Source organism: Paramicrobacterium humi, assembly GCF_900105715.1.
Classification (GTDB): domain Bacteria; phylum Actinomycetota; class Actinomycetes; order Actinomycetales; family Microbacteriaceae; genus Paramicrobacterium; species Paramicrobacterium humi.
This window is the reverse complement of record NZ_FNRY01000001.1, coordinates 1,706,136-1,726,228: the sequence shown is the minus strand read 5'-3', so window position 1 is coordinate 1,726,228 and position 20,093 is coordinate 1,706,136. Positions and strand designations below refer to the sequence as shown.

The 20,093-nt window shown below is 68.7% G+C and carries 24 protein-coding genes; 5 read left to right on the top strand and 19 right to left on the bottom strand.

Going from position 1 to position 20,093, the window contains the following annotated elements; all coding sequences use genetic code 11:
• Window positions 1–21 precede the first annotated feature (21 nt).
• Window positions 22–255, bottom strand: a complete 234-nt coding sequence (locus tag BLV49_RS08650; RefSeq protein WP_091182677.1) for a hypothetical protein — start codon at window positions 253–255, stop codon at window positions 22–24.
• A gap of 187 nt (window positions 256–442) precedes the next feature.
• Here BLV49_RS08650 and BLV49_RS08645 point away from each other — a divergent pair, with 187 nt between their 5' ends.
• Together BLV49_RS08645 and BLV49_RS08640 are read left to right on the top strand one after the other, a co-directional pair.
• Window positions 443–835 carry a VOC family protein gene (locus BLV49_RS08645; RefSeq protein ID WP_091182674.1) on the top strand — a complete coding sequence of 131 codons (393 nt, stop codon included), beginning with the start codon at window positions 443–445 and terminating at the stop codon, window positions 833–835.
• Window position 836: 1 nt separating this feature from the next.
• Window positions 837–1,781 carry a prenyltransferase/squalene oxidase repeat-containing protein gene (locus BLV49_RS08640; RefSeq protein ID WP_091182670.1) on the top strand — a complete coding sequence of 315 codons (945 nt, stop codon included), beginning with the start codon at window positions 837–839 and terminating at the stop codon, window positions 1,779–1,781.
• Between the two features lie 27 nt (window positions 1,782–1,808).
• On the opposite strand, the gene BLV49_RS08635 is transcribed toward BLV49_RS08640, so the two are convergent.
• Genes BLV49_RS08635 through BLV49_RS16880 form a run of 3 tightly spaced genes read right to left on the bottom strand, consistent with a single transcriptional unit; the run spans window position 1,809 to window position 3,990 of the window.
• Window positions 1,809–2,414, bottom strand: coding sequence for a response regulator transcription factor (locus tag BLV49_RS08635; RefSeq protein WP_091182667.1), 606 nt, complete (start codon window positions 2,412–2,414; stop codon window positions 1,809–1,811).
• Window positions 2,411–3,541 (bottom strand): sensor histidine kinase, encoded by a 1,131-nt coding sequence (locus BLV49_RS08630; RefSeq protein ID WP_176980786.1) that lies wholly within the window; start codon window positions 3,539–3,541, stop codon window positions 2,411–2,413. The genes BLV49_RS08635 and BLV49_RS08630 overlap by 4 nt, the downstream gene beginning before the upstream one ends.
• A gap of 20 nt (window positions 3,542–3,561) precedes the next feature.
• Window positions 3,562–3,990 (bottom strand): DUF6069 family protein, encoded by a 429-nt coding sequence (locus tag BLV49_RS16880; protein WP_176980785.1) that lies wholly within the window; start codon window positions 3,988–3,990, stop codon window positions 3,562–3,564.
• 195 nt (window positions 3,991–4,185) lie between these two features.
• On the opposite strand from BLV49_RS16880, the gene nhaA reads away from it, so the two are divergent.
• Both nhaA and BLV49_RS08620 read left to right on the top strand, forming a co-directional pair.
• Entirely contained in the window at window positions 4,186–6,015 is a 1,830-nt protein-coding gene (gene nhaA, locus BLV49_RS08625) for a Na+/H+ antiporter NhaA (RefSeq protein WP_218132615.1), read from the top strand.
• 29 nt (window positions 6,016–6,044) lie between these two features.
• Complete coding sequence (locus tag BLV49_RS08620) at window positions 6,045–6,419, top strand: DUF4186 domain-containing protein (RefSeq protein ID WP_218132614.1); 375 nt, start codon at window positions 6,045–6,047, stop codon at window positions 6,417–6,419.
• On the opposite strand, the gene BLV49_RS08615 is transcribed toward BLV49_RS08620, so the two are convergent.
• From BLV49_RS08615 to BLV49_RS08595, 5 genes are all read right to left on the bottom strand, one after another.
• Window positions 6,382–8,040, bottom strand: coding sequence for a DHA2 family efflux MFS transporter permease subunit (locus BLV49_RS08615; protein WP_091182656.1), 1,659 nt, complete (start codon window positions 8,038–8,040; stop codon window positions 6,382–6,384). The two genes, BLV49_RS08620 and BLV49_RS08615, sit on opposite strands and share 38 nt — an antisense overlap.
• A 106-nt stretch (window positions 8,041–8,146) precedes the next feature.
• Complete coding sequence (locus tag BLV49_RS08610) at window positions 8,147–9,535, bottom strand: LLM class flavin-dependent oxidoreductase (RefSeq protein ID WP_091182653.1); 1,389 nt, start codon at window positions 9,533–9,535, stop codon at window positions 8,147–8,149.
• A 77-nt stretch (window positions 9,536–9,612) separates the two neighbouring features.
• Window positions 9,613–10,797, bottom strand: a complete 1,185-nt coding sequence (locus BLV49_RS08605) for a glycosyltransferase (protein WP_091182650.1) — start codon at window positions 10,795–10,797, stop codon at window positions 9,613–9,615.
• A 58-nt stretch (window positions 10,798–10,855) separates the two neighbouring features.
• Window positions 10,856–11,467, bottom strand: coding sequence for an MBL fold metallo-hydrolase (locus BLV49_RS08600; protein WP_091187057.1), 612 nt, complete (start codon window positions 11,465–11,467; stop codon window positions 10,856–10,858).
• 78 nt (window positions 11,468–11,545) lie between these two features.
• Entirely contained in the window at window positions 11,546–12,571 is a 1,026-nt protein-coding gene (locus tag BLV49_RS08595; protein ID WP_091182647.1) for a glutathione S-transferase family protein, read from the bottom strand.
• Between the two features lie 169 nt (window positions 12,572–12,740).
• Here BLV49_RS08595 and BLV49_RS08590 point away from each other — a divergent pair, with 169 nt between their 5' ends.
• Window positions 12,741–12,974 (top strand): hypothetical protein, encoded by a 234-nt coding sequence (locus BLV49_RS08590; protein WP_143034010.1) that lies wholly within the window; start codon window positions 12,741–12,743, stop codon window positions 12,972–12,974.
• 8 nt (window positions 12,975–12,982) lie between these two features.
• On the opposite strand, the gene BLV49_RS08585 is transcribed toward BLV49_RS08590, so the two are convergent.
• The 10 genes from BLV49_RS08585 to BLV49_RS08540 form a co-directional block, all read right to left on the bottom strand.
• On the bottom strand, window positions 12,983–13,510 hold the full coding sequence (locus BLV49_RS08585; protein ID WP_091182642.1) for a DUF2017 family protein: 528 nt from the start codon (window positions 13,508–13,510) through the stop codon (window positions 12,983–12,985).
• A complete protein-coding gene (clpS, locus tag BLV49_RS08580; protein ID WP_091182641.1) occupies window positions 13,510–13,794 on the bottom strand; it encodes an ATP-dependent Clp protease adapter ClpS in 285 nt (94 codons plus the stop codon). Before clpS ends, BLV49_RS08585 begins: the two co-directional genes overlap by 1 nt.
• A gap of 52 nt (window positions 13,795–13,846) precedes the next feature.
• A complete protein-coding gene (locus BLV49_RS08575) occupies window positions 13,847–14,776 on the bottom strand; it encodes a Gfo/Idh/MocA family protein (RefSeq protein ID WP_091182638.1) in 930 nt (309 codons plus the stop codon).
• Window positions 14,773–15,240 (bottom strand): dihydrofolate reductase, encoded by a 468-nt coding sequence (locus tag BLV49_RS08570; RefSeq protein WP_091182635.1) that lies wholly within the window; start codon window positions 15,238–15,240, stop codon window positions 14,773–14,775. Before BLV49_RS08570 ends, BLV49_RS08575 begins: the two co-directional genes overlap by 4 nt.
• A complete protein-coding gene (locus tag BLV49_RS08565; protein WP_091182633.1) occupies window positions 15,237–16,031 on the bottom strand; it encodes a thymidylate synthase in 795 nt (264 codons plus the stop codon). The genes BLV49_RS08570 and BLV49_RS08565 overlap by 4 nt, the downstream gene beginning before the upstream one ends.
• Before the next feature lie 104 nt (window positions 16,032–16,135).
• Window positions 16,136–17,254, bottom strand: a complete 1,119-nt coding sequence (locus BLV49_RS08560) for a class I SAM-dependent methyltransferase (protein ID WP_245723588.1) — start codon at window positions 17,252–17,254, stop codon at window positions 16,136–16,138.
• A 4-nt stretch (window positions 17,255–17,258) separates the two neighbouring features.
• Window positions 17,259–17,966 (bottom strand): proline-rich domain-containing protein, encoded by a 708-nt coding sequence (locus tag BLV49_RS08555; protein WP_091182629.1) that lies wholly within the window; start codon window positions 17,964–17,966, stop codon window positions 17,259–17,261.
• 70 nt (window positions 17,967–18,036) lie between these two features.
• Window positions 18,037–18,453, bottom strand: a complete 417-nt coding sequence (locus BLV49_RS08550) for a heat shock protein transcriptional repressor HspR (RefSeq protein ID WP_281245322.1) — start codon at window positions 18,451–18,453, stop codon at window positions 18,037–18,039.
• Between the two features lies 1 nt (window position 18,454).
• Window positions 18,455–19,432 carry a DnaJ C-terminal domain-containing protein gene (locus tag BLV49_RS08545; RefSeq protein WP_091182625.1) on the bottom strand — a complete coding sequence of 326 codons (978 nt, stop codon included), beginning with the start codon at window positions 19,430–19,432 and terminating at the stop codon, window positions 18,455–18,457.
• Between the two features lie 5 nt (window positions 19,433–19,437).
• On the bottom strand, window positions 19,438–20,091 hold the full coding sequence (locus BLV49_RS08540; protein ID WP_091182623.1) for a nucleotide exchange factor GrpE: 654 nt from the start codon (window positions 20,089–20,091) through the stop codon (window positions 19,438–19,440).
• Window positions 20,092–20,093 lie beyond the last annotated feature (2 nt).

Genomic DNA, 20,093 nt, shown 5'->3' with positions numbered 1-20,093 from the left:
GGAGAAGGCGGCGAGCCTCGTTCACTCGCTCCGGAGGTCGATGCCCGCGACGGGAGCGCGCTGAGACGTATAGAGCGGCAACACGAGCCGTCCACGGCAGGCGTAGCTCACGGTCTCGCTCGCGTCGATGTCGAATGCCAACTCCGGGCTCACGAACCGGCCGGCGCGCACCTGAAGCGAGTGAGACCCGGCCTCGAGCGGCTCCTCGAGGTGCTCACCCTTGTTCAGCGCGCCGATCACCGTCCCGTCGAGCACGATGTCGAATGGTCGGGACGACCCGGCCCCCGCACCGGTTCTCCTTCGCACACGCAGTATCGACGACGCCATCATTCCTGTCCCCCCAGGGCCTGATTCGACCGAAACTCCATCGTGGCATACCTCGTGTCCGCCTCCGGGCCGCACGTGTTGGACGCTGGTGGCAGGTTGCGCCTAGTGTGAGCGCATGTCAGAGTCCCTGTCGCACCTCAGCGCGATCACCCTGTTCGTCAGCGATCTGCCCCGCTCGAAGCAGTTCTACGTGAACACGTTCGAGGCGGACGTCGTCTTCGAAGACGACACGTCCTCGTGCGTGCAGTTCGACAATGTGCTCCTCAACCTGCTGTCGGCCCGGGCAGCCGACGACCTCATCTCCGGCACCGCGGTAGGACGCCGCGGCACTCCCGTGCAGTTCAGCGTCTGGGTCGAGGACGTGGATGCCGCCCGCGCGACGCTGCGGGAACGCGGTGTTCCGGTTTCCGAACCGATCGACCGGCCGTGGGGCAAACGAACCGCCGATCTCGAGGATCCCGACGGCATCGCGTGGGAGATCGCTCAGGACATCGCACCGGCAGAGTGACATGACTGTCGTCGACTGGCTTCTCGACTCCGACCCGGCGATCCGCTGGCAGGTACTGCGCGACCTCCTCCATGCGCCCGGCGACCAGGTCGACGCTGAGCGCGACCGAGTCGCCCACGCCGGCTGGGGCGCTCGCCTTCTCGACCTGCAGGACGCGGACGGCCATTGGTCCGGGGGCACGCACTTCCCGGCCGAGAACCACACGCCGGGCTTCCAGCCGTGGACGGCGACGTCGTTCACCTTGCAGCAATTGCGGCAGTTCGGGGTCCGACCCGCTGACGCCCGCGTGCGCCGCGCCATCGCGAAGGTCCGCGACAACGTTCGCTGGGAGTACGACGACCTGCCCTTCTTCGACGGAGAGGTAGAGCCCTGCATCAACGGGCTCGCCACCGCCGTCGGCGCGTACTTCGGCGAAGACGTGCGCAGCATCGTCGCCAGGCTGCTCGCCGATCAACTCGACGACGGCGGCTGGAACTGCGAGGCCGAACGCGGATCCACACGGAGTTCGTTCAACTCGACCATCGCGGTGCTCGAGGGGCTGCTCGAGTTCGAGCAGACGCGCGGGCCCGACCCAGCGGTCACCTCCGCGCGCGAGCGCGCACACGAGTACCTTCTCGAGCGCCGACTCATGCGCCGCCTGTCGACCGGGGAGGTGCCGGTGCCGGCGTGGCTGCAGTTCTCGTACCCGACGCGCTGGCACTACGACGTGCTGCGCGCCCTCGACTACTTCCGAACCGCCGAGGTGCCGCGCGACGATCGCATGGGCGAAGCTCTCGAGCTCGTCGAGAGCAAGAGGCAGCCGGACGGCCGGTGGCTCCTCGAGAACACTCACCACGGGGACGTGCACTTCGCCATGGAGGAGGGGGACGGCATGCCGAGCCGCTGGAACACGCTCCGAGCGACGCGCGTGCTCGAGTGGTTCAATGACGACGTGCCCGTGCCGTGACGCTAGCGCGAATGCCGCCCGGCGCGGCTACACCCAGCCGTCCCTGCGGGCGGTCTGCAGCGCTTCGCTGCGGTTGCGCGCCCCGAGCTTCCCGATGGCGCTCGAGAGGTAATTGCGCACGGTCGACGGCGACAAGTGAAGGGCGGCGGCGATCTCGGCGATCGGGATGCCGCCGTCAGACGCGACCAGAACGTCGATCTCGCGCGCGCTCAGCGGGTTCTCCCCCGCACTGAGCGCTTGCGCCGCGAGCAGCGGATCGATGACGGTCTCGCCGGCCACGACCTTCCGGATCGCGGCCGCGAGCTGCTCGACCGGGTCGTCTTTCACGAGGAAGCCGCGCGCTCCGGCATCCATCGCTCGCCGCAGGTAACCGGCACGTCCGAACGTCGTGACGATGACGATCGCGGTGTCCGGGGATTCCCTGGCGACGTCGGCGATCGTGTCAAGCCCGCTCTTTCCCGGCATCTCGATGTCGAGCAGCACGATGTCGGGCCTGTGCTCGCGCACAGCCGATGCCACTTCGTCCCCGCGGCCGACCTCGCCGACGACGGCGAGATCGCTCTCGAGCCCGAGCAGGCTCACGAGAGCGGACCGCATCATGGTCTGGTCTTCAGCGATCACGATCCTGATCACGCTGCGTCTCCTTCCAACGGCACGCGAACCGTGAGCACGAACCCGCGCGCGTCGGAATCGACGTCGAGCGTGCCGCCGAGACGCGCGACCCTCTCGCGGAGCCCGCGCAAGCCGGAGCCCCACTCGGCGGCGAGCGCGCCGCGGCCGTTGTCGGCGATCTCAATCGTCGCCTCGCCGTCGTGCGCGGCGACACGGAAGCTGCACCGAGAAGCGCGGGCATGCCGCAGCGTGTTCGTCGCCGCCTCCCGCACGACCCACCCGAACAGCGCATCGACGTCGGCAGCGAGCTTCGGCAGGGGCATCGTGATGACGCTGTCGACCCCGGCATCCGCAAGCGCCTGTTCGGCGTTGTCGAGTTCGTCGGCGAGCGTCATGCGGCGGTATCCCGCGACAGCCTGCCGCACGTCGGCGAGCGCGGTCCGGCCGACGTCCTCGATCCCCTGCGCGTGAGAGATGACGGCGTCAGTGTCGGATGCCGCGAAGCGACGAATCGCCTCGGCCTTCACGACGATCACGGAGAGCGTGTGCCCGAGCAGGTCGTGCAGGTCACGCGAGAAGCGCTGCCGCTCCTCCGTCACGGCGATGCCCGCGAGCCGCCGCCGCGTGGCACGCAGCTCGGCCACGGTGTCGACCAGGTACCGGATGAGGTACGTGCTGACTCCCGCCATGACGCTTGCGAAGCCGAACAGCAGGGCGCTGCTGAGCGACCAGGTAGCGAACCCCTGCGCGATCGTGCCGCTGATCGACAGGGCCATGACGAACCCGAGCGCGACGCGGCGTCGGATCACCGTCGCCATCGCGATCGCGAGCAGCGGGTACAGGAAGCCCTGGCCGGCGCCCGAGAGCACGAACTCCGCCGCCACCATGACGGTCAGCACGGCCACGAACGCCTCACCGACCCATGCCGGCCCGCCCCTGTACGGCCGGAACACCGTGACCACGTACCAGGCGGCGATCACGAGGTACGTGACCGTGACGAGCACGCGGCCGGTCGCGATGCTCGAGACGAGAGGCGCGACCAGCAGCACGGGCAGCCAGATCAGCGGGAACCAGGGACCGCGCTGCATCGCGATCCAGTCGGCCGTGCGGTCGTCGCAGTCAGCACTCAACATCCGGTCAGTCATCATCGCCTCTCCCTCGTCAAACGTTACGCGTTCATCAGCCGAGCCGGCCCGAGTCGGCCCGCCCGGTGCAGCCCGATGAGAAGCGTGAGACCGACAGCGACGTGCATCGCCTCGCACACGAACAGCGTCGCGCCGGTCGCGCCGCTCAGCACGGGTGCGGCAAGCGACAGGACGAGCACGATGGTTCCCGTGATTGTCCACGCGCGCAGTCCGCGGCCGGCGCGCTGCAGCACTGCCCGGAGCGCCCACGCGAGCCCGCCGCCGACGAGCGCGACTGCCGCGACCGACGCCGGCCCGACCGTCTGGCCGGCTTGCGGGATCGTCATGTCGATGTGGCCGAGGGCTGCGATCAGCCAGATCAGCTCTCCCGCCGCGACAGCGGCAAGAAGCGTCAAGATGCTTGCTCTCGTGCGGTGGGTCGAGCGTCGTTCGTACGCCTGTGTCGTCGTCATGGTTCCTCCGTGGATGTCTTCTCGGCCTGGATCTCTCGTTCGCCATCGACGCTACGGAGCCGAGCGCGCGGCGGGCAGGCCGAATCGTCCACCGTTCGGCAGGACATTCGTCCTGTACCGCGTGCCTGGAATCAAGGGGTGGCATCGACGAACAGCGACGCTAGCGTGGACGCAGGGCCAGTCGAGGCGGTGATTGTGACGAACGCGCGAGTCCGCACGAAGAGCGTCGTCCGGCGCGCCCCGCGGCGTTTCAGGTCGGAGACTCTCGCGGCCGTCATTCTCGTCGCCGCTACCGTCGCCGCTCTGGTCTGGGCGAACGTCGGCAGCAGCTATGCCGCCTTCTGGAACACTCACGCCGCGTTCTCGGTGGGCGGCGGCACGCTCGACCTGACGGTCAAGGAGTGGGTGGACGAGGCGCTCATGACCGTGTTCTTCTTCGCTATCGGCCTCGATGTTCGCCGCGAATTCGCCCTCGGCGAGCTGCGACGGCCGGCTGCGGCCATGCTTCCGATCCTCGCGGCAATCGGCGGTCTTGTGATTCCCGCCCTCGTCTTCCTGCTGATCAACCCGAGCGGCCCGGCGTCGAGCGCGTGGGGAGCGGTTATCTCCACGGTCACCGCGTTCGCCATCGGCATGCTTGCGCTGATCGGGCCGAGAAGCGCCTCAAGCCTGCGCGTCTTCGTTCTCGGGTTCGCTGTCGTCGATGACATCGGCGCGCTCACGGTCATCGCGCTGTTCTACACGCAGAGCCTTCAGCCGCTCTGGCTGATTCCGATCGCAGCGGGTCTTGGCCTGACCTGGTGGCTCGCGCGGCGCGGGGTGTGGCGCAGTCTCGGCTACATCGTGATCGGCGTCATCGTCTGGTACTGCACGCTGCAGTCCGGCGTGCACGCGACGCTCGCCGGTGTGCTGCTCGCACTGCTCATGCCCGTGTATGCGACGCGAATGAGCGATGTGGACTCGGCCGCGCGAGTGACGCACTTGTTCCGTCAGACCCCGCGCCCCGATCTGGCGGCGCTCGCCCGCTCGAGCATCAACCGAGCGACTCCGCTCAATCAACGACTGAGCCAGGCGATCGAACCGTACTCCCAGTTCGTCGTCGTCCCGCTCTTCGCGCTGTCGAACGCGGGCGTCGCACTGTCCGGCGAAGCTATCGCGTCGGCGTTCGCCTCATCGCTTACGTGGGGAATCCTCGCCGGACTCGTCGTCGGGAAGCTCATCGGCGTCGGCGGCACGACGGCGCTCGTGCTCAAGCTGAGGCCGGCAAAGGGCGCTCGCGGGCTTGATGTGCCGCGATCATTCGGCGTCGGAGCGCTCGGCGGCGTCGGCTTCACGATCTCCCTCCTCGTCATCGACCTCGGGGTCCCCGACCGTCGGCTCGCCGACGAGGCCCGAATCGGCGTGCTGCTCGCGGCCGTCGTCGCCGTGCTCGTCGCCTGGCTCATCTTCGCGCTCGGCACCCGATTCGCGCCTCTTCCGCCGCCGCGGGGCCTCACTCTCCCCCGGCGTGTGGATCCTCAGGTCGATCACGTCAGAGGGCCGGCGTCCGCACCGGTCACGATCGTCGTCTATGCCGACATGGGCGAGCTGTATCGCACCCGCGTCGCCGAGGCGCTCTCGGAAGCGCACCGGATCTTCGGCGACGACGTGCGCATCGTCTACCGCCATCACATCGTCGACCAGCGGCTTGTGCCGGTGGCCATCGCCCTTGAAGCGGCGGGGGCTCAGGACCGGTTCTGGCAGGTCCACGATCGACTCTCCCGTCAGGCGGAGCCGCCGACTGTCGACGGCTTCCTCGAGGTTGCGGCTTCCCTCGGCGTCGACACCGACAAGCTCACGCGCGACGTGCGAGAACTGCACAATCTCGATCTCATCCAGTCGCAGTCGGCAGAGGCCGATGATGCCGGCCTCCCGCACTGGCCGGCCGTATTCCTCAACGGGCGTCGGCTTCTCGGCCCCGCGAACACGGCTGTGATCGCCCGGGCGGTCCGCCGCACGCTCGAGAGCACGGAAAATACCGGATGACAGTCGGTGGCGAGAAGGACACTGGAGACATGGATCCGACTATCGTTCCGACGCTGCGGCGCCTCGAGAGGTCGCGGTTCCGGGCGAAGTTCTTCCTGAGCGAAGGCGACTTGGCGTATTGCCGAGCGCGCGGCCGAGACACGGTGACCGAGCATGCCGTGCGGTTCGTGACGGAGCGCCTGGCACCGGCGCAGCCGCACAAGGACGGCAAGCAGACGCCCTGGCGCGGTCATCCCGTGTTCGTCGCCCAGCATGCGACGGCGACGTGCTGCCGCGGATGCATCGCGAAATGGCATGGCATCGAGCGCGGTCGTGAGCTGGAGCCGGAGGAGATCGCACGCCTGGTCGAGCTCATCCTCGCGTGGCTCACCGCTCAGCTGACGCGCGACGCGAACCGTCGCTGACCCGCCTTCGCAGCCCCGCAGACGCGATCGCGCCAAGCGCGAGGAAGAGGCCGGCCGCTCCGAGCGAGACTCGTGTGGCATCGGCCATGCCGGCGGCCAGGGCATCGACAACGGCGGGCGTCGCGTCGCCCAGCCGACTATGCGTTCCCTGTTCCCGCAGCGGCTCGATCGTGCCGCCGGCGGCGCTCACCGTTGCATCGGAGAGCGTCGCGGCGTGCGCGGCGGGCAGCGCGGGCACGGCGTCGAGGCGGGCGGGCACGAGCCCGGCGAGAGAGGCGGCCAGAACCGTGCCGATGACCGCGGTGCCGAGCGCCGCGCCGAGCTGGCGCACCGTGCTCTGCGTTGCCGACCCCTGGCCGGACTGCTCGACAGGGATGTCGGCGAGCACGGTTCCCGTGAGCTGCGCCGACGCGAGCCCGAGCCCGAGCCCGTACACGACGAGGAGCGCGGCGAGCAGCCAGAGCGGGATTGACGCCGCGACGGTCACGACGAGCGCGAAGACGGCGACGGTCTCGAGCACGAGCCCGATCAGCACGGTTGTCGGCGCCGTGAAGCGCGCCGTGACCTGGCGGGCAAGAGCGCCCGAGACGAAGGCGCCGACCCCCATGGCAGCGAGCGCGAGCCCCGCCTGCAGGGTGCCCACGCCGAGCGCGTTCACGATGAACAGGGGGAGCGCGAACAGCAGACCGAACTCGCCGATCGCGACGCACAGGGCGACGAGGTTGCCCCAGCGGAAGGAGCGCGTGCGGAACAGACGCAGATCGAGGATCGCGGAGCGGCCGGCGCGGCCACGGTGCAGCTCCCAGAGCACGAAGCACGTGAGAGCGACGGCGCCGAGGAACAGAGCGACCGGGATGGGCGAGATCGCGGCATCCGTCCCCCAGGTCAGGCCGAAGACGGTGATCGCGCTGCTCGGCGTCCACCAGCCGAGGGACTGGCCCTCGATGAGCCCGAAGATCACGAGGCCGAAGCCCGCGACGCTCAGCAGCAGGCCGATGACATCGAGACCGGGAACGATGTCGCGTTCGCGGGTCTCGGTGACCGTCGCGAGCACTCCGATGATGAGGAGCGCGCCGATCGGCACGTTGACGAGGAAAATCCACTGCCACGTGAAGACTGTGGTGATCCAGCCGCCGACGAGCGGCCCGAGCGCGGCCATCCCCGAGATGACGGCACCCCACACGCCGAACGCGATAGCGCGATCGCGGCCGCGGAACGTCGCGTTGACGCTCGAGAGCGTCGTCGGCAGGATGAGCGCCCCGCCGACACCCTGCACGGTCCGCGCGCCGATGAGAGTCGCGGCCGAGCTCGCGGCAGCGGCGATCGCGCTTCCGGCGACGAACACGACGATGCCGATGATGAGCAGTCGTCGCCGGCCGAACCGGTCGCCGAGGCGACCCGAGGTGAGCAGCAGTGCCGCGAACACGACGGAGTAGATGCCGTTCACCCACTGCGCCTGGCTGACGTCGAGGTCGAGGTCGGCGATGAGCGTCGGCAGGGCGACGCCCACGATCGTGCCGTCGAGAACGATCATCGAGAGAGACGCCGCGAGCATCCCGAGCCCGATCCACCGCCGGCGACCCGTTGCGGTGTTGTGCCGAGTGTCCGCGAGCTGATTCATGCGTCCGTCCTTCCGCCGGGACGAGCCCGACGTCATTCGAGACTAATCAGCGCCGAAGCGCCGCCCATCGCCCAAAGGATTGATCCGGGCTCCGGGCGGTCGTTCGCTACTCGGCCGTCGCGAGCGCGTTGCGGTAGCTGTAGCTGGCCGCGCGGTGCGTCGGCGCGACGCGGTCGCCCTTGCCCTGCAGCTTGTTGCGCAGCGTTCCCGGCGCGTACTCGGTCGGGTAGGAGCCGCGCTCCTGCAGCACAGGGATGACGTGTTCGACGATGTCCTCGAACGTGCCCGGCGTGATCGCATACGCGAGGTTGAACCCGTCGACGTCGGTGTACTCCACGATCTCCTCGAGCTGGTCGGCGATCTCCTCGCCGCTGCCCACGATGTACGGCCCGAGGCCGCCGATCGCGCTCTGCGTGGCGATGTCGCCGACGGTCCAGACGGTGCCGTCGTCGGCGCCGCGCTGCACGTTGGCGAGCGCCGACTGGATCGCGTTGCTCTTGACGTTGCCGACGGGCTCGTCGAGCGAGTACTGCGAGAGGTCGATGCCCATCCAGCCCGACAGGAACACCGCCGCGCCCTCGGGGCTCGCGTAGCTGAGGTAGTCCTCGAACTTCGCTTGCGCCTTCTCGGGCGTTGCATCGGTGATGACGGTGATGAGCGCGTAGATGCGCGCGTCGTAGCGGTCGCGGCCGGCCGCCTCGAGTCCGTCGCGAATCCGCTTCACCGTGTCGCGCAGGCCGTCCTTCGTGGAATTCGCGATGAATATCGCCTCGGCGTTCTCCGCCGCGAACTTCACGCCGCGCGGCGACGCTCCGGCCTGGTAGATCACCGGGGTGCGCTGCGGGCTCGGCTCCGAGATGTGGATGCCGGGAACGGTGAAGTTCTTGCCGTAGTGCCCGATCTCGTGCACCTTGCTCGGGTCGGTGAACACGCCGTTCTCGCGGTCGACGACGACCGCGTCGTCCTCCCATGAGCCCTCCCACAGCTTGTAGAGCACCTCGAGGTACTCGTCGGCGTAGGCGTAGCGGTCGTCGTGCTCCATCTGGTCGTCGTGCCCCATGTTGCGTGCGGCGCTGGGCAGGTAGCCGGTGACGACGTTCCAGCCGACGCGGCCGTTCGTGAGGTGGTCGAGCGTCGTCAGTCGACGCGCGAACGGATAGGGGTGCTCGTAGGCGGTGCCGGCGGTGACGCCGAATCCGAGGTTCTCGGTCACGGCCGCCATGGCGGAGACGAGAAGGAGCGGGTCGTTCACGGGAACCTGCGCGCCGTGCTTGATCGCGGCCTCGTTGCTCGAGCCGTAGACGTCGTACGTTCCGAGCACGTCGGCGATGAACAGCCCGTCGAACTTGCCGCGCTCCAGCAGCTGCGCGAGGTGCGTCCAGTAGCCGATCGTGTTGTAGTTGCGCGAACGGTCGTCAGGGTGACGCCACAGGCCGGAGGACTGGTGTGCGACACAGTTCATATCGAAGGCGTTGAAGCGGATCTGGCGGGTCATTTCTCCAGTTTCCGCGCCCGGGCGGCATCCGTCACCTGCGCGATTCACAATTCGTCATAGAACGGATGCCGCCGGCCTCAGCCGCGCGTGACGCGCTCGTAGATCTCGATCATCCGCGCCGTCTGGAAGCTCTGCCGGAACTGCTCCGACGCTGACGGGGAGGGCCGCTCGAGTGCGTCGGATGCCGCGTTCGCCGCCGTCTCAGCGAGCACGGCGGCGAGCGCCTCGACGCTGTCGTCAGCGGGCTGCACGTAGACGCCGTCGGGGAGCTCGGCCGCGATCTTCGGGTCGCTCACGATCGAGAGGGTGCCCAGCGCGGCGGCCTCGAACACGGTCATGCCCTGCGTCTCGAAGCCGATCGAGGTCTGCACAAGCGCATCGGCGGAGGCGATCGCCGTGAGCGCGCCGCTGTAGGGCACCTTCCCTGCGAACACGATCCGCCCGGCGAGGCCGTTGCGCGTCGCGAACTCGCGCGCCTTCGCGAGCAGCAGGCCCTGGCCGTACAGTCGGATCTCCGCATCGATGTCGGCGACCTTGACCGCCTCGAGGAATTCGAGGACGCGCTTCTCGTGGCTCATGCGTCCCATCCACACGAGCAGCGGCCTCTCCCCCTCGTGCCGGTGCGCGCGAGCGAGCACCTCGTCGATGAGCTCGTCGTCGGTGCCCGTGCGCACGATGTCGATCTCAGTCGCGACGCCCTTCTGCCGCAGCTGAGCGGCGAAGTGATGGCTCGGCGCCGTGACGGCGTCGGCGCGGAGGGCAAGCTCGTTGAGGTACCGCCACGCGTCGCGGCGCAGCACCGAGCGCGCTCCGCCGAGCGCGTGCTCCTGCCAGCGCAGCAGGAATCGCGTCACGACGCCCGGCACAGGCATGGTCTTGCTGATGCCGAACTCGAGGTTGTTGTGAAAGGTCAGCACCACGGGCACCCGGTGCCGTTGAGCGAAGCGCAGCCCCACGAGGGCGCCCCAGAAATCCCCCTGCACGTGAACGACGTCGACCGGGCCGCGCACGGCGACGGCGGCATCCAATGCCTTATCGGTGCGCCGGCCGGGAAGCGAGAGCGAGTATTCGCGGTCGAACGTGATCGGAACCGACGGCAGGTCGATGTAGCCCGGGTCGTCGGCGTGCTCCCGGCGCATGCCCGCCGACAACACCGACACCGTGTGGCCGGCCTTCTCGAGGTATCGCTTCTGAAGCCGAATCGACACCTGGGCGCCGCCAAGCGATTCCGGATGCTGGTCGGTCGCGATCAGGATGTGCATGGTGGCTCAAGGCTACCGGTTGCGTGCGAGGGCCCACCGTGGCGCGGACGCGGCGCCGCTACCAGCCGCGCTCTCGCCACTCGGGCAGGGCAGAGCGCTCCGTGCCGATCGTCGTCGCGGCGCCGTGACCCGGATACACGACCGCGTCGTCGCCGAACCGGTCGAACAGCCGTTCCGAGACGTCGCTGAGCAGCTGTGTGAAACGCGCCGCGTCGCCCCATGTGTTGCCGACCCCGCCGGGGAAGAGGCTGTCGCCGGTGAAGAGCAACACGGGATCGCCGTCGGTTGTCGCGAATGCCGTGGAGCCGGGGGTGTGGCCGCGAAGCGCGATCGCCTCGAGCTCGACGCCGTCGACGCCGACGAGTTCTCCGCCCGAGAGCGTGACGCCGGCAGTGATGCCGCGCTCGTCCGTCAGCTGAGCCGCGTCATCGCGTCCGATCGCGACCCTCGCCCCGGTCTCGGCGGCGAGGGCGGCGGTGGCCCGAGTGTGGTCCCAATGCGCGTGCGTCGTGAGGATCAGGCGAAGCCTCGCGGCTCCCTGCTCCCTGCCCGACGCATCGGCGGCGCCGTCCGCCACGAGTCCGCGCAGGGCCTCGAGGTCGTCGGCCGCGTCGATGAGAATCTGCTCGCCGCTCGATGTGGCGGTGAGCAGGTACACGGCGTTGTTCATCTCGGAAACGAACGCCCTGCGCACCGTGTAATTCGGGCGGTGCTGCACGAGCTCAGAGGTCACGATATCCTCCTCGCCCTACGCACCACGCAGCTCTGGAACCCGCTCCCCCTCGCGCGGGGGCGGAGGAGGTGTTCCGTCACCAAACGGGCGACCGCCGAGTTCTTCGCGGTCGTGAGGCTCAAGCCACACGGTCTCGACCGGTCCCTTCGGGACAATGCCGCTCGGATTGATGTCGTCGTGCACGATGTAGTAGTGCTTCTTGATCTGGCCGAAGTCGATGGTGTCGCCGAAACCGGGGGTCTGGAACAAGTCGCGCGCGTACGCCCACAGCACGGGCATCTCGGCGAGCTTCTGCCGGTTGCACTTGAAGTGTCCGTGATACACGGCGTCGAAGCGAGCGAGGGTCGTGAACAGCCGCACGTCCGCTTCCGTGATGGTGTCGCCGACGAGATAGCGCTGGCCCGCGAGGCGGTCGCTGAGCCAATCGAGTCGCGCGAACAGCGCGTCGTACGCCCTCTCGTAAGACTCCTGGGAACCGGCGAATCCGGCCTTGTACACGCCGTTGTTGACGTCGTGATAGATGAGCTCGCTGACCTCGTCGATCTCGGCGCGCCGCTCCTCCGGGTACAGGTCGGGCGCGCCGTCGCGGTGGAACTTCACCCATTCGGTCTCGAAGTCGAGGGTGATCTGGGGAAAGTCGTTCGTGACGACGGCGCCGCTCGGTACGTCCACGATTGCAGGCACGGTGATGCCGCGCGGGTAGTCGGGGAAGCGCGCGAAGTACGCCTGCTGCAGCCGCTCGATGCCGAGCACGGGGTCGACGCCGCCCGGGTCGAGGTCGAAGGTCCAGCTGCGCTGGTCGTGGGTGGGTCCGCACAGGCCGAGCGAGATAGCGTCTTCGAGACCGAGCAGCCGGCGCACGATGAGCGTGCGGTTCGCCCACGGGCACGCGCGCGCGGCGACGAGACGATAGCGACCGGCCTCGACCGGCCAGCCATCGCGGCCGTCCCGGGTGATGCGGTCCTCGATGTATCGCGTGTCGCGATCGTAGGGCTTGCCCGGCTCGACGTACCGGCCGGCGGCATCCGATTTTTCTGCCATGATTCGACCCTACGCGCAGCCACAGCAGTCGTACACAGGAAGCACGTTGACCGGGATATCCACACGTGCTGGATGCGGCGCGGCGGCAGTGCCTCGAACCGCATAGTTTGTCCGGCAGAAGCGGGCGAAAAAAGGCAGAATGGGAGATATGGACGTGTCCATGGAGGTAGTGACCACAATCAGTGCGGTGGTGGCGACAGTGCTGTCACTCGTGGCCGCCATGTGGACAATGCTTCGCGCGTTCGAGAGGCGTACCGACGCACGGTTCGACAGAGTCGACGCCCACTTCGAGAAGCTCGAGAACGAGATGCTCGACCTGCGCAACGAGCTGACGGATGTGAAGATCTCCATCGCCCGCCTCGAGGGGCCGCGCCCGCGGTTCGAACTCGGAACCTCGCGATAGCCGTCCTGCTACCGGGCGGTCGCGTCGAGCTCCTCGACAGCCTCCACAAGGGTGCCCTGCACGAACGTGAGCCAGTCGTACATTCCGCGCAGTGACTCGATGTCGTCGTCGGTGAGCTGGGCGACGAGTTCGTCTGTCGGCTCGGCGATGCGCGAGTCGAGGCTGAGCCGCAGATCGGTGAGCGAGCGCATCCAGGCGAGTGCGCGGTCGCGCTCCAGTCGCACGTCGACCGCGGCTCCCATGCGCACGGGCAGCGCGCCAGACTCGCGGAACGTCCCGAGAACCGTGTCGGCGTCCGAGCGCTTCGCCGTCGCCAACTCTCCGACGGTGTAGCGGCGGAACTCGGCGGCCGCCGCCTCGTCGTCGGGGTAGGCGGCGGGGAACAGCCGCTTGCCCGCCGCGTCCGACCGGGCACTGCCTTCCGCGACGCCGTCGATCAGCTGCGTGAGCTGCTCGGTCAGGTTCGTGAGCACCGACACCTCGATGTCTTCGAACGTCGCCCTGATCGTGTCGCCGTCCCGCCGGAAAGCCTGCATCACTCGTCCGCCTTCTGCAACGTCGCCATGAGCCCATAGCCGTGCATGGCGGCGACGTGCCGCTCCATCTCTTCGCGCGTGCCGTGCGCCACGACAGCTCGCCCCTCGTTGTGCACTTGCAGCATGAGCCGCTCCGCCGTCTCCCCCGACATCCCGAAATAGCTGCGGAACACGAACGCCACATACGTCATGAGGTTCACGGGGTCGTCCCACACGACGGTCACCCACGGCGCGCCGAGCGTCAGCTGCTCGTCGAGGTGAGTGTCGTACGAGGTCTGGGCCATACCCCTATGCTGGCATCTCGCGGTGGGCGCGGCATCCCCCGAACTCTCAGGGTCAGACGAGACTGATGGGATTTCCGGATGCCGCCGAGCGATGCACCGCCTCGGCGATGCGCACGGCCGCGACGCCGTCCGCCGCGCTCAATCGCGGCGGCGGTCCGCCCGCGACGGCGGCGGCGAACTCCCGCAGCTGCGCGGCGTAGGGCTCGTCCTCCGCCGCGATCGGCGCGTCCTCGGCGGAGTCGTACGCGATGCTGCCGGTGTCGCCGTCGAGACTGAAGCTCGTGCGGAACACGGTGTCGGCGGGCCCCCACCGGCCGACGATGCTGCTCGTCGCGCCCGTCGTGTGCGTGAGCGTCACGTGCGCTTCGGCGAGCGCGGGCACGATGCCGTCCGCGGTCGCGGGAGACTGGGTCGCTGCGACGCGGGTGACCTCGCCGAGCATCCAGCGCGCCTGATCGTAGTCATGGATGAGGAAGTCGAACAGGATGCCGCCGGACGCGGCGTCCTCGTCGAACCAGGTGCCGCCGACCGGCGTCGCTCCCTCGCGCGTGAATGTCGCCGCCTGCACCGTGCCGAGGCGCCCCGCGGCGACGGCCGCGCGGGCGTCGGCGTACGGCCGCATGTACCGCACGACGTGGGCGGGGTACAGCGGCAGTTCCGCCGCGTCGGCCGCTTGAGCGAGGTCCCGCGCCGTCTCCGACGTGCGAGCGAGCGGCTTCTCGCACACGATGGGCCGGCCCGCACCGATCGCAGCGCGCACGTGCTCCAGGTGCAGCGGAGTGGGCGAAGTGATGTCCGCGATCGTGCAGGCCGCGAGCATCTCCTCGAGGCTCGTGCTCGCCTCGCAGCCGTGCGCCTCGGCGAAGCGGTGTGCTGTGCTCGGCGACCACACGAGCACGCGGGCGCCGAGGCTCCGCCACGCTGCGGCGTGCGTGGCCGCCATCGAGCCGGCGCCGATCAGCCCGATCACGGTGTCCGTCATGGTCGTACGCGTTCCAGGGTGGCCCAGCGGAATCCCTCGCGCACGTCGCTCCAGGTCTCCGTCCAATCGGCCGCCTCCCATTCGGGGAAGAACGTGTCACCGTCGGGCGACGCATCGATGAAGGTCAGCTCCATGCGATCGGCAAGCGGAAGCGACTGCGCGTAGATCTCGCCGCCGCCCACGATGCTCACGGCGCCGTCGCCGGCGAGCGCGAGGGCGGCCCCGAGCGAGAACGCCGTGTCGACTCCGTCGCGCTGCCAGGTCTCGTCGCGCGTCACGACGATCGTGCGGCGGCCGGGAAGCGGACGGCCGATCGAGTCGAAGGTTCGGCGTCCCATGATCATCGTCGTTCCCATGGTCACCGACTTGAAGTGCTTGAGGTCGTCGGGCAGGTGCCAGGGCATTCCGCCGTCGGTGCCAATCACCCTGTTCCGCCCCATCGCGGCCACGAGCGTGACGGTCATACCGCGATCGGAGCCTTGATGCTCGGCGCCGCGACGTAGTTCTCGAGCGTGAAGTCGCTGATCTCGAATTCGTCGATCTTCGTGCGCTCGGGGTTGATGTGCATGGTGGGCAGCGGGCCCGGCTCACGGGTGAGCTGCAGTTTCGCCTGCTCGAGGTGGTTGAGGTACAGGTGCGCGTCGCCGAGCGTGTGCACGAACTCCCCCGGCTTCAAGCCCGTCACCTGCGCGACCATCATCGTGAGCAGCGCGTACGAGGCGACATTGAACGGGACGCCGAGGAAGATGTCGGCGGAGCGCTGGTAGAGCTGGCACGAGAGGGCGCCGTTCGCGACGTAGAACTGGAACATCGTGTGGCACGGCGGCAGCGCCATGTCGTCGACCTCCGCGACGTTCCATGCGCTCACGATGTGCCGCCGCGAGTCGGGGTTCGTGCGGATCGACTCGATGACCTTCGCGATCTGGTCGATGTGCTGCCCGTTCGGCGTCGGCCACGACCGCCACTGGTGACCGTAGACCGGGCCGAGGTCGCCGTTCTCGTCGGCCCACTCGTCCCAGATCGTGACGCCGTTCTCGTGCAGCCACGCGATGTTCGTGTCGCCGCGCAAGAACCACAGGAGCTCGCCGATGATGCTGCGCAAGTGCAGCTTCTTCGTCGTGAGCACGGGGAATCCGGCCTGCAGGTCGAAGCGCATCTGGTGCCCGAAGACGCTGAGCGTTCCGGTGCCGGTTCGGTCGGATTTCTCGACACCCTCGTCGAGCACGCGCTGCATGAGGTCAAGGTATTGCCGCATGGCTCAAGCGTAGTCTGCTCGCTCCGTTCTGCAGCTTCGCCGTACACGCCGATTCCGGCGCGCGAGATGCGGCGTGTCGCGCAGATTTGCAGAAAATAGCCGCCTCAGCCGCAAACAGAGCGCGTGACCGTGAACTTCTCGTTGCGCCCCAGCTGCTCGGTGCGCCCTACGAGCTGCTCGAGCTGTGCGCGATAACGCAAGTGGGAGTTCCACACGGCGAGCAGCTCGCCACCCGTCTTCAGCACGCGCCCGGCCTCCGCGAACAGCTTGAGCGCGATTCCCGCGTGCACCGACGCGCCGATGTGAAACGGCGGGTTGAGCACGATCGCGTCCACGCTGGCATCCGCCTGCCGCGAGAGACCGTCATCGCGCACGACCTGCACGCGATCGGCGACCCCGTTCGCCGTGACGGTGAGCAGAGCGGATGCCACGGCCGCGGCCGACTGATCGCTCGCCGTCACGGCGAGGCGAGGCCGCAGCTGAGCGAGCCGCGTCGCGAGCACGCCCGTGCCGCAGCCGAGGTCGACGGCCCTCTCCGCATCCGGGGCGAGCCTATCGAGGAAGCCGAGCAGGAACCGCGTGCCGATGTCGATGCGACTTCCGGCGAAGGCGGCGCCATGCGCCCAGACGGTGAGTCCCTCGTGCGCGGAGGCCTTCGGCCACCGAGGCTCAATGCCGGCGAGCGGCTGGGACACCGTGAGCACGCGTGACTTCTGTCGCGCGAGTCCCGCGCTCACGCTGCCGAACGACCGGGCGAGCACGGCGTTCATCGCAGTCGTCATGTGTTTCACCCGGCCGCCGGCATACACCGTCACGTCCGGGGCGGCATGCTCGGCGATGAGCTGCGCGATCTCGTCGAGAGCGTCGAGCGAGCGCGGCAGCTGCAGCAGCACCGTGCGCGCGCCGGCCACCAGCCGCGGTTCAAGGCCGCAGGTGCGGATGCCATCCTCGAGGTCGAGGCGGCGAGCGTTCTCGCGGATGGCGAGCTCTCCCGACAGGGCGTCCTGATGCACGCGGATGCCGCTCGCGCCGTGAAGCGCGGCCGCGCCGAGCGACAGCGCACCGTACCGGTCGCCGATAGCGATGACGTCGCCGTGCGCGGCATCCTGAATCCGCTCGGCGGCCGTGTCGAGAATCAGCCGATCGCTCGCGTCGACGGCATAGAGGTTCGGCGCCTCGACGTCGGGAAAGCGGCGCAGCGCCTCGAAGGAGAAATCGGTCACCGTGTCAGCGTACGGCGCGAGCGCGCAGGGAGTGCGCCATCCACCACCAGCTGAATGCCCCGACCGCGACTGTCGCGATGACGGCGATGCCGAGCCACAGCGCACCATAGGCGGCGCCGCTCTCGCGCCAGCCGACTCCGTCTCCGCGCACGCCGAACATCCACGCGAACGCCGTCATCACGATCCACAGCACGCCGGAGATGACGAACGAAGCGACGATTCCCACCCCGAGTCCCGCCCACGTCGTGCCGGCGGGGCGGTTCACACCGCTCAAGCGAAGAATGAGGTAACTGACGAAGAAGCCCACGAGCCACAGGAGAGCTCCGATGAGGGCGGCCACGATGAGGAGCCAGATGCCGCCTGCCCACAGTCCCGCGAGCACGCGCTCGAAGCCACCCGTCGAGCCGCGATCGGCGCGCTCGATCTGCGCGGCGACGGCGCTGATGACCGAGCCGAGCACAAGGAGGCCGAGCGTGACGGAGAGAATCCAGAACCCGGCCGTGAGCAGCGGGTAGCCGATGCCGCCGGCCACGAGCGAAGCGGTGCGCTGCCGTCCGCTGAGCGGTGGCCGCGGCGGTCGCGGCGAGTAGGGGGCCGGCATCCCCTGCGGCGCGGATCCGGCGAACGGCGGGTAGCCGGGCCCACCGTACATGGGCCCGTAGGTCGGGTTCTGGTGATGTCCCGGTTCCGGCGGCTGTTGCATGTTCGTCATGTGAACACCCCTTTGATTCAAGGGTCGCAGATCAGTCGCGAAAGGTCACTCGGAAAAACCGGGCCGGCGGCTATTCCTCGCGCAGCGGTCGCCAGATGACGACTTCCGTGCGCTTCTGCGTGCGTGTTCCCCGGCGCAAGGGGATGACGTCGCCGTGCTCGCCGGCGGCGAAGACGCGCCGTCCCGAGCTCTTCAACACCTGGTCGGAGAGCGCGTTCTCGAGCTCGCGCACGCGCGAGGTGAGGTGAGCTACCTGATTCTCGAGCGTCAGCACGCGGGCGATGCCCTCAAGGCTCACGCCCTCAGCGCTCAGCCGCTGCACCTCGCGCAGCTGCTCGATGTCGCGCATCGAGTAGCGCCGCGACCGCCCGGCCGTGCGCGTGGGGCGCACGAGGCCGATGCGGTCGTACTGGCGCAGCGTCTGCGGGTGCATGCCCGCCAGCTCTGCCGCCATGGCGATGGCGAAAAGCGGTGAGTGCTCGTCCACGTCAGCTCCGCGCTCGCGAAAGGATCTCGTCGCGAGGGTTCTCGTGCGGCTCGAGCTCATGGAACGCCTTGAGGGCGTCCTCGGCCTCCGCGCTCAAGTGCGCGGGCACAGCCACTTGCACTTCGGCCAGTAGATCGCCGGTGCCCTTGCTCGAGTGCACGCCGCGGCCCTTGACACGCAGCACGCGCCCACTCGGGGTGCCTGCGGCGACCTTGAGCTTGACTGGCGGGCCGTCCAGCGTGGGCACCTCGATCGTGGCGCCGAGCGCGGCCTCCACGAACGTGACGGGAACGCGCACACGCAGGTTGAGCCCGTCGCGCTCGAAGACCGGGTGCTTGCGCACGTGCACGGTCAGCACGATATCGCCGGCCTCGCCGCCGTCGGGAGACGGCTGGCCCTTGCCGCGCAGCTTGATCTTCTGCCCGTCCGCGACACCCGCCGGGATCTTCACCTTGATCGGGCGTCCGTCCGCAGTCTGCAGGGTGATCGTGTCACCCTTGGTCGCGGTCGTGAAGTCAAGGGTCGTGGATGCCGTGACATCGCGCCCGCGCGTCGGACCGCCGAATCCGCGGAAGCCGCCCGAGGGCTGGCCGTAACGGCCGCCCCCGAACATGCCGCCGAGGATGTCGTCGAAGTCCGCCTGCTGGTAGCCGCCACGGCCTCCGCCGCCGAACATGCCGCCGAAGACGTCCTCGAAGCCGCCGCTGCCGCCGCCCGCGCCGGGTGCCGTGAACCGGGCCCCCGAGCCCATGGCGCGCACAGCGTCATACTCCTTGCGCTGTTCCGCATCGGAGAGCACGGAGTAGGCCTCCGAGATCTCCTTGAACTTCGCCTCGGCAGCGTCGTCGCCCGGGTGAGAGTCCGGGTGGTACTGCCTGGCGAGCTTGCGGTACGCCTTCTTGAGGTCAGCCTGGCTGATGTCCTTGCTGACGCCAAGGACCTTGTAGAAGTCCTTGTCGAACCAATCTTGACTTGCCATATGACCTACTTAGAGGGAACAGCGACGACCACCTTGGCCGCGCGCAGAAGGATGTCTCCCACGAAGTACCCGGTTTCCACGACCTCGAGAATGGTCTCGGTGTCGACGTCGGCGCTCGGCTGCTGGAAGATCGCCTCGTGGAGGTTGTGGTCGAAGGGCTCACCCTTCGCCCCGAACTTCGCAAGCCCGAGCCGCTCGACAGCCTGACGCAGCTTCGACGCGATCTGCGCGAACGCACTGTCGGCCTCGAGATCGCCGTGCTTCTCGGCACGGTCGAGGTCGTCGAGCACGGGCAGCAGTGCCGAGATGACGGTCCCGGTCGTGCGCTGCTTCTCAGCCTCGCGGTTCTCTTCGGTGCGGCGCCGGTAGTTGGCGTACTCGGCGTTCACGCGCTTCAGGTCGTGCAGCAGCTCGGCCTCGCGGTCGCTTCCCGCCTCGCCCTCGTCAGCCGTCTCCGGCTTCGCGGCGAGGATGTCGTCGACGGTGAGCTCGTCATCGGATGCTGCCGCGGCAGCGTCCTCCTGTGCCGAGGGGCCGGAGGCTTCCGCCTCCGACCCCGCAGTCTGCTCAGGCTGACGAACCTCGCCGGTCTCCGGGTCGATGCGACGCTTGTCGTTGACCTTCGGTGTCTCGTCCGGATTCTGGTTCTTGTCAGTCATAC